The 15368-nt window shown below is 61.9% G+C and carries 12 protein-coding genes; 8 read left to right on the top strand and 4 right to left on the bottom strand.

The window, feature by feature from the left end:
- Positions 1 to 958: 958 nt before the first annotated feature.
- The 3 genes from BKA03_RS14315 to BKA03_RS14305 all read right to left on the bottom strand — a co-directional run bounded on the left by BKA03_RS14315 (position 959) and on the right by BKA03_RS14305 (position 1939).
- Positions 959 to 1213 carry a transcriptional regulator gene (locus BKA03_RS14315; RefSeq protein WP_218856205.1) on the bottom strand — a complete coding sequence of 85 codons (255 nt, stop codon included), beginning with the start codon at positions 1211 to 1213 and terminating at the stop codon, positions 959 to 961.
- Between the two features lie 81 nt (positions 1214 to 1294).
- The gene (locus BKA03_RS14310) at positions 1295 to 1606 is read right to left on the bottom strand and encodes a hypothetical protein (RefSeq protein ID WP_062075215.1); all 312 of its coding nucleotides are present in this window, start codon (positions 1604 to 1606) and stop codon (positions 1295 to 1297) included.
- Positions 1607 to 1645: 39 nt separating this feature from the next.
- The gene (locus BKA03_RS14305) at positions 1646 to 1939 is read right to left on the bottom strand and encodes a hypothetical protein (protein ID WP_062075214.1); all 294 of its coding nucleotides are present in this window, start codon (positions 1937 to 1939) and stop codon (positions 1646 to 1648) included.
- A 1579-nt stretch (positions 1940 to 3518) separates the two neighbouring features.
- Between BKA03_RS14305 and BKA03_RS14300 the strand changes: the two genes are divergently transcribed.
- From BKA03_RS14300 to BKA03_RS14265, 8 genes are all read left to right on the top strand, one after another.
- Positions 3519 to 4886, top strand: coding sequence for an extracellular solute-binding protein (locus BKA03_RS14300; RefSeq protein ID WP_062075213.1), 1368 nt, complete (start codon positions 3519 to 3521; stop codon positions 4884 to 4886).
- Positions 4887 to 4941: 55 nt separating this feature from the next.
- Entirely contained in the window at positions 4942 to 5823 is an 882-nt protein-coding gene (locus BKA03_RS14295) for a carbohydrate ABC transporter permease (RefSeq protein ID WP_373366737.1), read from the top strand.
- A 74-nt stretch (positions 5824 to 5897) separates the two neighbouring features.
- Positions 5898 to 6755, top strand: coding sequence for a carbohydrate ABC transporter permease (locus BKA03_RS14290; RefSeq protein ID WP_062075251.1), 858 nt, complete (start codon positions 5898 to 5900; stop codon positions 6753 to 6755).
- Positions 6756 to 6874: 119 nt separating this feature from the next.
- A complete protein-coding gene (locus tag BKA03_RS14285) occupies positions 6875 to 9394 on the top strand; it encodes a beta-mannosidase (protein ID WP_062075211.1) in 2520 nt (839 codons plus the stop codon).
- Between the two features lie 101 nt (positions 9395 to 9495).
- Positions 9496 to 10362, top strand: a complete 867-nt coding sequence (locus tag BKA03_RS14280) for an aldo/keto reductase (RefSeq protein ID WP_308477980.1) — start codon at positions 9496 to 9498, stop codon at positions 10360 to 10362.
- Positions 10363 to 10454: 92 nt separating this feature from the next.
- Positions 10455 to 12191 carry a dihydroxyacetone kinase family protein gene (locus BKA03_RS14275; RefSeq protein WP_062075210.1) on the top strand — a complete coding sequence of 579 codons (1737 nt, stop codon included), beginning with the start codon at positions 10455 to 10457 and terminating at the stop codon, positions 12189 to 12191.
- A gap of 351 nt (positions 12192 to 12542) precedes the next feature.
- Positions 12543 to 13253: a GntR family transcriptional regulator gene (locus BKA03_RS14270; protein ID WP_083971631.1), complete on the top strand. Its 711-nt coding sequence runs from the start codon at positions 12543 to 12545 to the stop codon at positions 13251 to 13253.
- A 422-nt stretch (positions 13254 to 13675) separates the two neighbouring features.
- Positions 13676 to 14521: a DUF4190 domain-containing protein gene (locus BKA03_RS14265; RefSeq protein ID WP_179398115.1), complete on the top strand. Its 846-nt coding sequence runs from the start codon at positions 13676 to 13678 to the stop codon at positions 14519 to 14521.
- Between the two features lie 95 nt (positions 14522 to 14616).
- On the opposite strand, the gene BKA03_RS14260 is transcribed toward BKA03_RS14265, so the two are convergent.
- Entirely contained in the window at positions 14617 to 15186 is a 570-nt protein-coding gene (locus BKA03_RS14260) for a hypothetical protein (protein WP_062075207.1), read from the bottom strand.
- Positions 15187 to 15368: the final 182 nt, after the last annotated feature.

Raw genomic sequence — 15368 nt, 5'->3', positions numbered from 1 at the left:
GTGACGGCACAGGGTCTGACGGCCCGGAGCATCGACTGCGAGGTCGCCCCCGTGAGTGGGGGCGAAGCCGTATCGTCAATCACGGCCTTTGGTGGGGGCCCCTTGGGGCACCGGCCGAGAACTCAACGTCATGGCAGGGCCCCTCGAACGCTTACTTCGAGGGGCCCTTCGCCTTTCCTGGTGGCGCTGCGGTCGGGTGGCGCTGCGGTCGGGTGGCGCTGCGGTCTGGTGACGCCGAGTCTTGGTGACGCCGAGCTTTGGTCACACTGAGCTCCAGTGCATCCGGGATGACGCCCTTCAACTTCTGCGCCCCCGCCGCCCGCGCCCTCGGGCGACCGATGCTCGCCCGGATCCGCACGTCAGGTGAGGTCTGGAAGAGGTCCCGGTCCTAGAGAGTTCTCCACAGATTTTGTACACATCCCGGTGGATAGATCCCCGAATGAGCGTGCAAAGAGGGGGAAAAACCTGTGCAACAAAAGTGGAAATGAAAAGGGCCGATTTGGGCTTGCGCCCGCATTGCAGAGGGAGTACTCCTTAGGTATCCGAAACGTACATCGGGGATAGCGGGGGTCGGGGCAACCTGGCCGCCAAGTCGCCGAAGTCGGTGCGGAGTCATCCATGGGATGTCGTTTTCTTCGAGGCCTCTTCGGAGGTTCGAGGGTCGCCGGTGACGCGGTGGTTGCGACGGAGTTGCGGATGGCAGGGTGAGAATGGCTCCGCTTGCGGGGTCGGGGTCGGGATCGTCATCCGGCTCCTCGCGAGGCGCTTGCGCCGGACGGTGTTGTCGAGGTAGCGGCTGTTGTGTAAAAGCAGCGGTTGTGAAGACTGCAACGTTCTCACACAAGCAAGGCCCCCCGGACGCTTACTCCGGGGGGCCTTTGCTGTGTGAGCAAGCGGCCGCCCGCCGCCGCATGATTCGAGGTGAGGCGCTGCTGGAGTCCGCACCGAACTCGGGACGTCAAGCGCCGTCGATGGTCCCGATGAGCGACTTCAACGTGGCGATCTCGTCACGCAGCGCCTGCTTGCCGTCTCGTGTGAGCTGAACCCACGTGCGCGCTCGCTTGCCCTCGTAACCCTTCTCGACCGTAATCAGGCCGGCATCCTCCAACACCGTGAGGTGCTGGCTCAGATTGCCCGCCGTGAGGCCGAGTGCGTCCCGAAGGTACGTGAAGTCCGCGCGGCGCGCCTGGTGGGTGACCGTGAGAATTCCCAGTCGGGCCCTCTGGTGAACGACCTCATTGAGTTCCGTCGTCGGGTGATCGGGTGATCGGGTGATCGGGTGTCGGGTGATCGGTCATGAGGCGCGCCCCTTTGCCAGTCGCCACAGGGCGATCACGGCTGCGCCCACGAGTAGCACTGCGGCCTCGGTAAGCAGGTGCGGCAAGAACACCCAGGGTGATGCCGCGATCGGCAGGGTCGGCGCCTCTCCTGGCGGAAACGAACTGTGGTGCACGGGGCCCCAGATCACTACGCCCATGTAGACCACGGCGACGAGCGCGAGGAGCGCGTCGCGCTCCTTCCATGCGAGAAGGACGAGCGCCAGCCCGATTGCCGCGGCTGGCCCCGCGAGCCTCAAGAGCGGGTATCCCGTGCCCAGGGCAGTCACGTTCAGGGTGTGTGCGATGAATTCGGGGTGCGTGTAGGACTACGCAGCCCATGCGGTGCCGAGCAGGCCGACAAGCACGCCCGCCGCGACATACCCGGCGATGCGGGTGCTTACGCCGATGGCGCGTGAGCGACGTAGGGCGTAGAGGCTGATCGCGGCATACCCGGCGACGAGCGCCACCGGCCAGTACCACAGCGCAAGCGTCGGGTAGACGACGCACAGCGACGTGCTTGCCGTGGGGTTCGCGCAATGTGCTGTGTGAGCGCCGTAGCGCATGAACGGCGTCGCCAACAGGGTGACCACCCCAAACACGACGAGCGTGAACCGGCCCACTCCCTGCGAGCGTGGACGTTGGCGACCAAGTGCCGAGTCTCTGCGAGCAAGGCGCGAGGGTCGGTCGCGTCCGCGTCGGTATCTGAATTCATGCAAATAGGTTTGCATGACAAACCACTCTTGTTAACAGAGTTGGTTGGTCTGTGGTTTGGGTACGTCCGGGGGCGCCGTGGGGACCGCGACTGCTTGTGCCCAACCGTCAGCTCGGGCCGTCGGGCCGATGTCCTCCACAGATTTTGTCCACACCCCCGTGGATAAACTGGTTCTCGAGCGTGAAAACAGGTGGATAACCCTGTACATAAATTGTGTACACAAAAAGGTCGCAATTTCGGCTTGCGCGGCCAATCCAATGCGAGTATTCATGGGATATCGGAATCGCATTCCGGTGATCGAGGAAGTCGGGGCAACCCGACGGACGCGTCGCCAGGGTCGATTCGGAGTCATCCAAAGGATGTCGTTTCCTCAAGGCCTCTTCGGAGGTTCGAGGCGCTACCGGTGACGCGGTGGTTGCGGCGGAGTTGAGGATGGCAGGGTGAGAATGGCCCCGCTTGCGGGGTTGGGGTTCGGGTCGTCGCCTGGCTCCTCGCGAGGCGCTTGCGCCGAACGGTGTTGTAACCGAAGCGACCGTTGTGTCAAAGCAACGGTGGTGAAGGGAGCAACGTTCTCACACAAGCAAGGCCCCCCGGACGCTTACTCCGGGGGGCCTTTGCTGTGTGAGGCAAGCGGACGGGACCGCTCCCTCACCAACAGTTGGCGGCCGTGCCCCACTTTCGCGGAAACGCCACGCCTCGCCAGGTGGCTTGGGCTTCATGTCACTCTCGAGACCACGCGGGGTGCCCCGCTTCGAGGTCTAGTTGGCCCGGCAGTCCTACTTGTCAGACGTTGGCGAGTCTGCGCGGCCGTGAACCGCGAGACAGCTGCTTGAGAACCCCTGACTTCACGATGAGCGATATCCAGGCGAGCCTCGGGCATTGGTGAGGCGCTGCGCGTGCCAGCGACCGACGATCTGTTTGGCCATCCGGACCTCGAGTACGGCAACCGGCTGCGCCCCTTCGCCTTCTAGCCGAAGGACGGTGAGCAGGCCCGCGCGGCCCGGGCTTCGATCGATAGTCGACAGTCGATAGTTGACAGTCCGCAGCGAGCCAACCGCTGGGCGATTCACGTTCGCGCATACGTGCCATTCGCGGGGGCACGGGCCGCACTTCTGGGCCAGCGACGCTGCCGCCTGCGAGTATGCGCGGCGGGGTCGTTGGAGATTGGACCGCCCTCAGACGCCGCCGAAGTTCGAGCGACTAGGGCGTGTGATGCGACTTGGAAGAGAAACGGAATTTGGTGCGCCCGGAGTTGACTCGGGGGCGAAGCGCGAGTTAGGATCCCACTTGTATCCCAGATGCACCTCGTGACCAAAGGTGCGGCAGGGGGTCGTGTAGACCGAAAGGAACTGAGGGCTCACTGAAGCGTCCGTAGCCCCATCGCTCGTCGACGAACCAAACCCGACTCACCGCATGCGGTGATCTAGAAACTTGTAGTGCCGCCGACTATCGCTCGTAGCGTTCACCCCAAAATTAGGAGAATAGCAATGTCGCTTCTCAATAAGCCATTCAAAGAGTCGAGTGTCAAGGGTCGCGCCCTCCGACGCGCGGCCATTGCGGGAGGCATCTCAGCAGTGCTCCTCGCCACGGCTGCGTGTTCGAGCACTACCAGCCCGGCCGCGTCCAGTGCGTCGACAGCAAGTGCCACCACTGGGACCGCAGAAGCCACCATCTGGGGAAGGACGGGTTCGATGCAGACGATCCTCGACCCTTCTCTTGTGGACTGGAACAAGGCGAACCCTAACGAAAAGGTAGTCTCCACCTACTTTGCCAACGATGCGTACAAGACCAAGATCCGTACTGCAATCGGCGCGGGATCGGCGCCAACGATCATCTTCAACTGGACTGGCAGCACGCTCAATTCGTACATCGGCGCGGGCAAAGTGGTTGACCTGACGAGTGCCGCATCCGGCCTCGCGGACAAGTACGTGCCCTCGGTCTGGAGTCAGGGCGTTGTCGACGGCAAGGTCTACGCCGTCCCGATGGACGCGATTAGCCCGATCATTCTGTACTTCAACCAGGATGTTCTCGACAAGGCGGGCGTTTCTGCTCCGAAGACCTGGGACGACGTTCTCGCCGCCGTTCCAGTGCTGAAGGCTGCCGGCGTTGCCCCGTTCTCGGTCGCTGGTGGCAGCAAGTGGCCCCTGATGCTCTGGGAGGAGTACCTTGTCGACCGTGTAGCCGGTCCCGAAGCGTTCGCCGCGATCATGGCGGGCAAGCCCGATGCCTGGTCGAATCCGGGCATCATCAAGGCGAACACCATGATTCAGCAGCTTGTCGATGCAGGTGGCTTTGTTGATGGATTCTCGTCTGTCACCTCTGACAGTGCTGCGGACGTCGCGCTTCTCTACACCGGCAAGGCGGCGATGCTGCTCCAGGGTGCGTGGGTTTACAACACGTTGAGGACGCAGGCTCCTGACTTCGTGAAGAGCGGTCTCGGCTTCACGACGTTCCCGACGGTAAGCGGTGGAGCGGGCGATCCGACGGACCTCGTCGGAATGCCTTCTGGAGGTTTCTACTCGGTGTCCGCTGACGCGACGCCGGAGGAGCAGAAGACGGCGATCGACTACGTCACGAAGGGCGTATTCGACGACGCTTACACCAAGCGCATGATCGAGGCGGGATTGGTCCCGCCGCTCCAGGGCCTCGAAAACACGATTGCAACATCCGGTTCAGCGCACGCCAAGGCGGTATACGCCATGACGACGAAATCGGCCAACTTCCAGTTGCAGTGGGACCAGGCTCTCCCGGCGGCGCAGGCGACAGCCCTTCTGTCCAACCTCGCCGATCTGTTCAACAAGCAGATCACGCCGCAAGAGTTCTCCGACAACATGAACAAGACGATCGGCCAGTAAGAAAGTGAGCAAAACGCACACTGCTAGCGCTGCTAGTACTCACCGTGCGGCCGGCGTGACGGGAAACCGTCACGCCGGCGTGAGCGGGTGGATGGTTGTTCCCGCCGTGGCCTTCTTTTTTGTTTTTGCCATCTTGCCACTCGGAGTCGCCCTCTACCTGAGTTTCACCAAGTGGGATGCGATCAGCAACCCGGTCTGGGTTGGGTTTGCGAACTGGCCGAAGGTCCTCACCGATCCGGGAACAATTAGCGCGCTCGTACTGAGCTTCAAGGTCATTGTCATCACGTGGCTTGTGCAGACGCCACTCAGCCTTCTCCTGGGTGTCTTTACTGCAGGTAAGCAGAAGTACCGTGCGGTGCTGGCGGCGATCTTCTTCCTGCCTCTCATCTTGTCGTCGGCGGCCATAGCCATCGCCTTCAAGGCGATCCTCGATCCGAACTTTGGGTTGGCGCCCTCAACCGGGATCGGCTTCCTTAAGCAGGACTGGCTCGGCAACCCGGACCTCGTGTTACCAGTTGTCATCTTCATCATCGCTTGGCAGTTCGTTCCGTTCCACACCCTGTTGTATCAAGGTGGAGTTCGCCAGATTCCGGTCTCTTTGTACGAGGCGGCCAAGGTGGATGGTGCGACACGCACGCAGCAGTTCTTCTGGATCACGCTTCCACAACTCAAGTACACGATCGCAACGTCTTCGACACTCATGGTGGTGGGCTCACTCACTTACTTTGACGTGATCTTCGTGCTCTCCGGAGGGGTCCCCAGCACCGGCATCGACATTCTGCCGATCCACATGTACGTCACCGGCTTCTCGGCGAATCAGATGGGCGAAGCGAGCGTCATGGCAATGATTCTCGTCGTTGTGGGGTTGCTCCTCGCAGTCGGCCTGACGCGGTTGAGTGGCTTCTCCAAGATGGAAAGCCAGCAGGAGGGTCTGTGATGTCAACGGCTGTAGGTACACCTGAGGACGAGCGCGACGCTCTTGCTCTCTCCCGTCGAAAGACTCCGCGCAGCATGATGAAGGACCCACGGCGTGCGCGCCGACGTAAGAAGGGCTCGGAACGACCGAACGTTCTTGCCGGCCTCGGCGGATTCGTGTGGCTCGCGATCATCATCGTGCCCATCTACTACATTGTCATCACGAGCGTCCGGCCGGAAGCGGGATTCTTCTCGAGCAATCAGCTGGTGCCACCGGTCAATGCGACTCTCTCGCAATATGGACTGGTTCTGCAAAGTAACTTCTTTCTCTACCTGGCCAACAGCGTTATTGTCACGGTTGCCACCGTCGTCGTGACGGTCTTCATCTCGACGATGGCCGGATTCGCCATCGTTCGTTCTAAGACGAGGTTCGTGCGTGCGTCATTCACGCTCTTTCTCCTAGGGTTGGCGATACCTATTCAAGCGACGATCGTTCCCCTCTTTTACATGATCAGCAAGACGGGGCTCTACGATAGTCTCCTTGCTCTGATCATGCCTTCAATCGGATTTGCCATCCCCATTACCGTCCTCATTCTGACGAACTTTATCCGCGATATCCCGATATCGCTCTTTGAGTCCATGCGACTCGATGGCGCGACCAACTGGCGGATGCTGTTTTCGCTCGTCATTCCGCTCGCAAGGCCCGCGATTGTCACCGTCGCGCTCTACGACGCACTCCATGTGTGGAACGGGTTCCTCTTCCCTCTCATCTTGACGCAGAGTCCGGACAAGAGAGTGCTGCCGTTATCGCTATGGACTTTCCAAAACGAATTCAACGTGAACATTCCGGCCACTCTCGCCGCGGTTGTGCTTTCAACGCTTCCGATCTTTGTGCTTTATGTATTCGGACGCAGGCAGCTCATTGCGGGTCTGACCGCAGGATTCACCAAGTGACGTCTTGCACGGACGACGACTGATGTCGAGGAGGTCCGCGTCGAGTGCGAAGTGCGGTTCGATCGACTGCGGCGTGGGCTGGACCGTGAAGAACCGCTCCGAGGAAAGGGCACAGTGAAATGAAGCGCACCATCGGGTTGAGTGACTCCTGGAGGGTGAGGAGCATCGCACCCAACGCGACGCTCGATACGGCTCACCGGGAGGGTGATTTGACCCTGCAGGGGATGGATGGCGCCGACTGGATCGAGACGAGCATGCCTCGCGAGGTGCACGAGATCTTGCTCGAACACGGCGTGATCAAGGACCCGACGCTGCTCGGTGAGGCGGAGGCTTGCCTTTGGGTTGCTGAGAAGGATTGGATTTACACCTGCCAGTTCGCGCTCCCGGTCGAGGATCGCGGTACGGCGGTCTACTTGCACCTCAAGGGTCTCGACACGCTCGTCGACGTTTACCTCAACGGTCAGCACCTTGCCTACCACAACGACATGTACCTGCCGCTGCGATTGGAGGTGACCGGGAGGTTGCGGGACGAGAACGTGCTCGTTTTGCACTTCCACTCGCCTCACGAGTACATCAAAAACTATGAGTTTCCACAGGAGTGGCAAGGAAAAATCAGGCCTCACAGGGTCATCAGGAAGAACGAGACCGACTTCAGCGACTACCTTGGCCCCAAGCCGTACCTGACGCCGATCGGCGTCTACGACGACATCGTCCTCGAAGTCATTGACGACATCGAATTGCTCGATACCAAGATCGACTCGGTCCTCCATGACGGCTATGACGTAGCGGATGTGACCATCGGCGTCAGCGGCATTGGATCGATCCCTGGCGGCGAGTTGAGTTACGTGCTCATAGGCCCGGACAACACCGTTGTCAGCGAAGGCTCAGGCGCGATAGGTCAGACTGCTGGCACATGGTCAGTTACCTTCCTTGCGACAGTGAAGGACCCAGCGCTCTGGTGGCCTCGAGGCTATGGGAAGCAGCCTCTCTATCGTGTGGTGGTGACGGCAAGTGTCGGCGATGACAAGAAGGATGTCATATCCAAGTCCATTGGGCTCCGACGTATAGAGATGGCGGGCCCCTTCGAGTTCACGGTCAACAGCAAGCCCATCACGCTTTGGGGTGCGCAGCCGGTTCAACTGGAAGGCATCACGCACCGATGGAACAACGAGAAGTCCAACCGGATCCTGGATCTCGTCGAGAACAGCAACATGAATGCGCAGCGGATCTGGGGCGCCTGCGATCGATATGACGATGCGTACTATGAGGAGACGGACCGCCGCGGAATTCTTGTGTGGCAGGAGTTCTTCCACGACTACGGCATGTACCCGGATACCGCCGAGTACCGCGACCTCTGCCGACGTGAGGCCGAGTTCCAGGTCACTCGTCTGCGCCACCACCCCTCGCTTCTCATGTGGTGCGGTGGCAATGAGAGCGTGATGGGTGCCGAATACGACCATCCTGGCGCCGAGGTCATCGGAGCTGCGATATTCGAGGAGGACTACCGAGCGGTCTGTGCCGAATTGGATCCTGGCCGCTACTATCATGTGAACTCACCGTCGGGCGGGGCCTTTGCCAACGATCCATTAGCCGGGGACACTCACAGCTACACAAATACCTGGTACGTGCCTGGGGCAGACTATCCGGTGATGATCGCCGAGGAAATTCGGGCATCTCCGCCGTCTGCCAAGAGCATGGTGCGCTATTTCGCAGGAACGGATCCTTACCCACCGGATTACTCGGGCAAGATCACGGCTACCGATGAGTACCCTTGGCCGAGCGTCTGGAACAAACGTGCCTCGACCGAAGCCTGGAAGAAAATTCCTCCGATCGAGCTGTTCTACGACTCGACTGATCTAGCCTCGCACGTCCATAAGTTTGGCGCGGCTCATGGTCAATACTTCAGGGAGATTCTCGAGAACAACAGGCGCGGACGGCCGAGCTCCGATCCCGATGGACGCCGCACGTGCATGGGCCACTTTGTCTGCAGAGGCAATGACATCTGGCCCACCATTTACGGAAGCATTCTTGACTACTACCTCGAGCCCTATATTCCGTACTACGAGGTCGCTCGGGCGTACCGGCCGATTCTCTTGTCTTTCGATGTCGGCAACTTCATCAACCTGTGGATCATCAACGACACCCTCGAACCGGTGAAGGGTACGGTCGTGGTGAAGCTGTTCGATCCGCGCGCGAACGCCTTCGTGCGGCAGTTGCAGCGCGAGGTGAGCGTCGAACCATTCGAGTCCTTGCTCGTCACCGACCTCAATGAGTTCGGACAGTTCTCGCGGACGTACGTGCTCTTTGCCGAACTAGTCGACGCACAGGGCGTGATTCGCGCCCGCAGCAATGACCTCGTGGACATCGAGAAGCATCAGCGCTTTCCCGACGCGAAGCTGGACGTGTCGGTCGCTGGCGACGTGCTCACGATCTCGACCGATAGGTTCGCGCGATACGTCGAGATCTCGGGCAATGCCGCTGGCGATGAGTTCGGCTGGTACTACGACGACAACTTCTTTGACTTGCTACCTGGAGAGGTCAAGAAGGTCCGGATACTCGGCGAGCACCAAAAAGGCCAGATATCGGTCAAGTCCGTCTACTCGAGCTCGGCGACCGTTGTCGACTTCTTGCGGACATGAACGGCGAGGCCGTGATTCGTGCGGCACGGGGTCGGATGATTCGAGTTCGCTGGGTCGTCCACACCATCACAACTTTGTACACCGACTAGAGGAGGTAGCACGTGGCAAGCGAAGAAGACGTTGGAACGGCTGACAGCGTGGTGCTGGCGGATGGCGTGCGGATGCCGTTGGTCGGTTTAGGTATGCTGCATGTCTCGTCTGAGGAGGCGATTGAGCCGGTCAGGTTCGCACTGGAGGCGGGCTATCGCGCCATCGATACTGCAGCGGTGTACGGCAACGAGGCCGGTGTGGGTCAAGCGATTCGCGAGTCGGCGCTGGAGCGTGACGACGTATTCGTGACGACGAAGGTGTGGAACACGGACCATGGCTACGACGAGACCATGCGCGCGTTCGACAAGAGCCTCGGCCGGTTGGGTTTGGACTATGTCGATCTCTATCTCATCCATTGGCCGATGGTCAGCGTGGGGAAGATCGCGGAGACCTGGCGGGCGCTCGAGGAGATCAAGCGCCAGGGACGTACCCGTTCGATTGGAGTCTCCAATTTCATGGTCAAGCACCTTGAACAGTTGGCTCGCGACTCGGACGAGGTGCCAAGCGTGAACCAGATCGAATTACACCCGTGGTTGCAGCAGCGTGAACTCGAGGGGTATCACGCAGCGCACGGTATCCGTACGGAGGCGTGGAGCCCGCTGGGCCAGGGCAAGGTTCTCCAGAACCCCACCGTGATGGCGATTGGGGCGCGCCACAAGAAGTCGGCAGCGCAAGTTATTCTGCGTTGGCACATCGACTGCGGTCGCGTGGTGATTCCGAAGTCGGTCAACGGGGCGAGAATTCGCGAGAACATCGATGTCTTCGACTTTGTTCTTGACTCGGACGAGATGGCGGCCATGGCATCGCTGAACACGGATCGCCGAATAGGGTCGCACCCCGATAGTCCTCCCACCGTCGGCCTGCCCTTCGACGACTAGATCGACCGTTCCACACCGAGGCCATCTACCGCGGCCGTCTTGCGCGGTTGGCCAGAGGACCACATCTGAGTAGTAGCAGAGGATCTTTCATCATGACTCGACTGATCAACGATCATGCCGAATTCGCCGCGCAAGCACTTGCCGGGTTTGCGGCGTCTCAGGTTGACCGCGTGACCGCGGTTCACGGCGGCATCGTGCGTTCGACGACGTGTCCCGACGGGCAGGTGGCGGTGATCATGGGTGGTGGTTCGGGCCATTTCCCCGCGTTCGCGGGATGGGTCGGGCCTGGCTTCGGAAACGGGGCTGCCTGCGGCAACGTTTTCGCGTCGCCGTCAGAGTCTCAGATCGTGTCGGTCGCGCGGGCTTGCGACAACGCAGGAGGGCTGATTTTCGTCCCGATCAACTACTCGGGGGACATCCTCAGCTTCGGCGCTGCGGCCGAGACACTCCGTCGCGAAGGTATCGATGTGCGGATCGTTCCCGTGACGGACGACATTGCTTCCGCCCCAGCGAGTGCATGGTCGACCCGTCGGGGTATAGCAGGCTGCTTCGTCGTTCTCAAGATCGTGGGTGCTGCCGCCGAGCAGGGTCGTTCGCTCGATGAGGTCGAGGGCGTGGCGAGAGCGGCCAACGAAGCCACGCGGTCTTTCGGGGTGGCATTCTCTGGATGCACGCTTCCCGGTGCCGCCGCGCCCCTCTTCGTCGTCCCGCCTGGACGAATGGCCCTGGGCCTTGGAATTCACGGTGAGCCCGGTATCGCTGAGACAGACATGGGAACCGCAGACGATGTCGCCCGACTTCTGGTTGAAGGCCTATTCGACGAGCGTCCCCCGGAGCCGGGACGGCGCGTTGCGGTATTCGTGAACGGTCTTGGCGCGACGAAGTACGACGAATTGTTCCTGGTCTTCGCGCGGGTGCGGGAACTCATCGAGACCAGCGGAATGCGAGTCGTCGCTCCCGTGGTGGGCGAGCAGGTAACCAGTTTCGACATGGCGGGCCTCTCGGTGTCGCTCACATACCTCGACGCCGATCTCGAAGAACTGTGGCTCGCGCCCACCGATACCTCATCATTTGCGCTTGGGGCCGTGGCGCGAGGCGCCCGGCGTGAGTTTGCCGAGCCTGCTGACGGTGACGAGCCCCCCATCCCCGAAGCCTCGCCAGTCTCGCAGTCGGCGGCTCTGTATTTGGCACACGCGTTCGTTTCGGTGCACGGCGCGATTGCGGAAAACGAAGAGCACTTGGGGATGATCGATGCGGTAGCAGGTGATGGCGATCACGGAATGGGAATGATGCGGGGAGTGACCGCCGCCAAGTTGGCTGCGGAGCAAGCCGCCGCGCACGGCGCGGGGGTGGGAACGCTCCTGGCGCGGGCGGGTGCGGCGTGGTCTGAGCAAGGGGGCGGCACGTCGGGGGCGTTGTGGGGTGTAGGTCTGAGCGCTGCGGGGGCTTCCATCGGAGATACCCAGGCTCTGCCGGACGACGCTGGCGCACCCGACCAGCGGCTCCGCCCGGTGGTGGAGGCAACGCGCGCCTTTAGTGACGCCATCCTGGCTACGGGCGGCGCAGAACTGGGCGACAAGACGATGGTCGACGCGATTGTTCCGTTCGTCGACATGCTTGAGCGAGCCATCGAGGCGGGGAGCACTCTCGCCGATGCGTGGGCGAAGGCAGCGACTGCGTCTACTGAGGCAGCAGACCGGACGGCGGATGTCGTATCGCGGCGGGGTCGCTCGCGAATCCATGGCGCGCGATCGCTTGGTGTGCCTGATGCCGGGGCTGTTTCGTTCGCCCTGATCGTCTCAGCAGTTCTCGGCCAAGAGGCGAGATGACCCACGCGGAGGAGCCCTCGCCAACGACGGTCGCAGTGGACCGCAGCGGTTGGCCCCTGAGTAACGGCGCCTCGGTCTGTCGGACCCGCGGGAACCGGTCTAGAAGACATGGCACCGGTATGTTCTTAGTGGTGACGAGTCAGATGGATCATCCCGGCCCGCTTGCTGGCCGGGACGCTATCGACGCCGACGCCCTTGAGGCGTCGGGTAGGGGCACCATGAAATCGCTCGGACAAATGGCCCCAGGTGACTCAATTGCGCTAGGATACAAGTGGGATACAAGGACTTGACGCGCGACAACTGCGGCCTTCGGGCCGCTTGATATGCGTCCGGCGTCCACGAGTGACACGAATGAAGGGACGGTTGGTGGTGGTTGGAAACGGATCGGTGTCGAGTGTGCGGGAGAACTCGCAGGAGAGCGCGGCGCAACATGCCTATCGGTACCTACGGGCCGGGATCATGTCGGGAGAGTTGCCTGTCAACTCCATGCTCAGCGAGAGCGATCTGGCGCACCGCGTCGGGGCGAGTAGGACGCCGGTGCGCGCTGCGCTACTCCGTCTCCAGGACGAGGGATGGATAACGGTGTACCCGCGTCGCGGCGCTCTTGTCCGTGACATGGGGGCGCAGGAGGCGGCCGACATCTCGGGCGCCAGGCTGGTGCTGGAAGTGTCCGGTGTGCGGGGACTCGGCCCGCAGGGGAGGTCTGCGTTTGCCGTAGAGTTCGCCGGCATTCTCGCTGAGCAGGAGGAGGCTGCGAACCGGGGGGACACGTCGGCCTTCGTTGACCTCGATGTCCGTCTACACAGGGGCTTCGTCGAGGGCGCAAGGAATGCGCTCTTGGTCGACCTCTATGACCGGATCCGGGACAGACAGTCGCTCATGGTCGCGAGGAGCCTGGCGGTATCCGACCGTATCGGGGCAATCATTTCGGAGCACCGTGAGCTCGTTGGTCTTGTTGCAGAGGGTGACGTCGCAGGGTTCGAACACCTGCTCAGTGTGCATATTCGCCGAACCCACGAGGGCGTCGTGCGTGAGGCAGGGAACGCGGACACGAGAGTCTGACGGAAGGCCGTGCACGATCTTGGGATCGGTCGCCGCTGAGGCTTGAGACCGCTAGGGCGCTCGTGTTCGCACGGGAACTCTTGCGCGGCGGTGCCATCGGTTGGAACTGGTCGGTCCCCCTGCGGCTCCTCGCGAGGCGCTTGCGCCGAACGGCGTTGTAACCGAAGCGACCGTTGTGTCAAAGCAATGGTGGCGAAGGAAGCAACGTTCTCACACAAGCAAGGCCCCCCGGACGCTTACTCCGGGGGGCCTTTGCTGTGTGAGGCAAGCGGACGGGACCGCTCCTTCACCAAAGACATTACGGTGGCGTCTGGCGATTTGGCCGCAGCGACACGCAATGTTCACGCGGGCATGGCGCGCGTGGGGGCCTACTCTCGAGTGGTGGCCCAGACCGCCGAGCCACGATGAGGGGGGATTTTCGCATGAGCCAAACGCAGCCAGAGCCGCCAGCAGACTCCCCCTTTCCGGCATCGGCCGGGTTCGGCCGCGCCCAACGCGCGTCGCCGCCGCCGCCCTGGGAGACGCTGCCTCCCGCATCGGCGCAGCCAAGCCTCGGGAACCGTCCCACGTATGCCCAATCCGGCAACGCGCAGCCTATTTTGCCGCCGCCGCCCTCGCCGTCTCTGTACGGCCAGAGGGGCTGGTCTGTCGAACTGGCTCCGTTCCTCGAGCGGTTTGTGAACGTTCCGCCTCCTGTGTACAACCAGCCGCCGATGCAGGTCTCGCCGCTCGGCGGCACAGTGGTTCCGCTTCCAATTCAGCAAGTCAGCACGTCCGATTCGCGGAACTTTCTGGGGTGGCTGTCACTCATTGCGCCGTTCGTCGGATTCTCCGCCATAGGCGTCGTGTGTGGTCATCTCGCCCTCAAGGCGGTCAAGAGGGGCGAGGCAAGCAACAGCGGGATTGCGCTTGCCGGGACGATCATCTCGTGGGTGTTCACGGGCTTTGTCACCCTGGCGGTGCTGGGCTTCGTTGCGATCATTGCCTTCGCTCCCCGGCAGGACCCGGCGCAGGATGCCGTGATGAAGTCAAACCTCAAGGCGCTCCAGATGGCGGCCGCTCGTGAGATCGACGACGGGCAGACTCCCACCCTCACCTTGGCCAACCACATGTACTACGTGGGAAACTCGATCGTTGCGGCTGACTCCACCGTGACGGATGCGCGCCTGTACACACGAGGCAACGACTCCTTCTGCATCGAGATCGACTACGGCGACTCCCTTGTGAGATCCATCGACGACGGCGGCTCCTTCGGTTACGGCTGCTAACTGACGTTCGCGGCCGTTGCGCCACGCGAACCGGTGATCACCGACGCGACGCCGCCGCCCGCAGCGGGCTCGCTGTCACGGTGTTCATCATCGCGTCACGTGCCCTTGAGTTCGTCCAGGACACGTCGCGCAGCGCTGGCTGTGGTCTGATGGCTACTGCGAGCGCGCTGCCCGAGCCCCGCCCGCGCGCCGTCGAGCGTGGCGCCTCCCTCCACGAGGACCCCTAGCGCCTGGTTGATCGTGGACTCGTCTTGAAGATATGTGGCAGGAGTCGGATCGGTCGGCACGGGCAGGTGAGCATCAAGTTGCACCTCGCCGGCCATGCCCAGCCAGAGCGCGTCGGCGGCGATGTCGACAAAAGCCCCCGGCGTACGGGCGTAAAGGACGACGCCGATCGTGGCGAATTCATGGGCGCCTGGGTCGGCCTCATAGAGACCAAGGAACAGGGATGCCCGAGCGAGGTCAGGGTCTGCACCAGCAGCAAAAACCCGAAACCCCGTGCCGGGTGCGGAAGGCACGAGCAATGACAACCCGAGGAAGGACTCGACCGCCGAGCGCGCACTTGTTGTAAGCCGGGAAAGCGACTGACTGAGGTCAGCGTTTGGGCGATCAAGCGCGCTCGTGAGCGCGCGCATGTCCTTCTGGAGTGCGCTGGCGATGTGCACGAGAAGCCAACTCCTGTGCGACGTCCCCGGACGCCCATCCTTGGATCCCGGTACCGTGCACCGCGGATCGCGGTGGCGGTGGTGGCGCCGGGTTGGGGTCAGGGTCCCACAACCCGTATGCGCTCATTGCTGGCTGCTCGCATGTCCTTTCTCGAAGTCCAAGAAGGTCACGGTCGTCAATG

Source organism: Demequina lutea (assembly GCF_013409005.1).
GTDB classification, from domain to species: Bacteria; Actinomycetota; Actinomycetes; order Actinomycetales; family Demequinaceae; genus Demequina; species Demequina lutea.
Note: the sequence above shows the minus strand (reverse complement) of the source record. Positions and strands in the feature narration are given on the sequence as shown.

Coding starts and splice junctions, on each gene's coding strand:
- BKA03_RS14285 (WP_062075211.1), top strand. CDS start 6,875: ATGAAGCGCACCATCGGGTTGAGTGACTCCTGGAGGGTGAGGAGCATC.
- BKA03_RS14290 (WP_062075251.1), top strand. CDS start 5,898: ATGATGAAGGACCCACGGCGTGCGCGCCGACGTAAGAAGGGCTCGGAA.
- BKA03_RS14265 (WP_179398115.1), top strand. CDS start 13,676: ATGAGCCAAACGCAGCCAGAGCCGCCAGCAGACTCCCCCTTTCCGGCA.
- BKA03_RS14275 (WP_062075210.1), top strand. CDS start 10,455: ATGACTCGACTGATCAACGATCATGCCGAATTCGCCGCGCAAGCACTT.
- BKA03_RS14300 (WP_062075213.1), top strand. CDS start 3,519: ATGTCGCTTCTCAATAAGCCATTCAAAGAGTCGAGTGTCAAGGGTCGC.
- BKA03_RS14270 (WP_083971631.1), top strand. CDS start 12,543: ATGAAGGGACGGTTGGTGGTGGTTGGAAACGGATCGGTGTCGAGTGTG.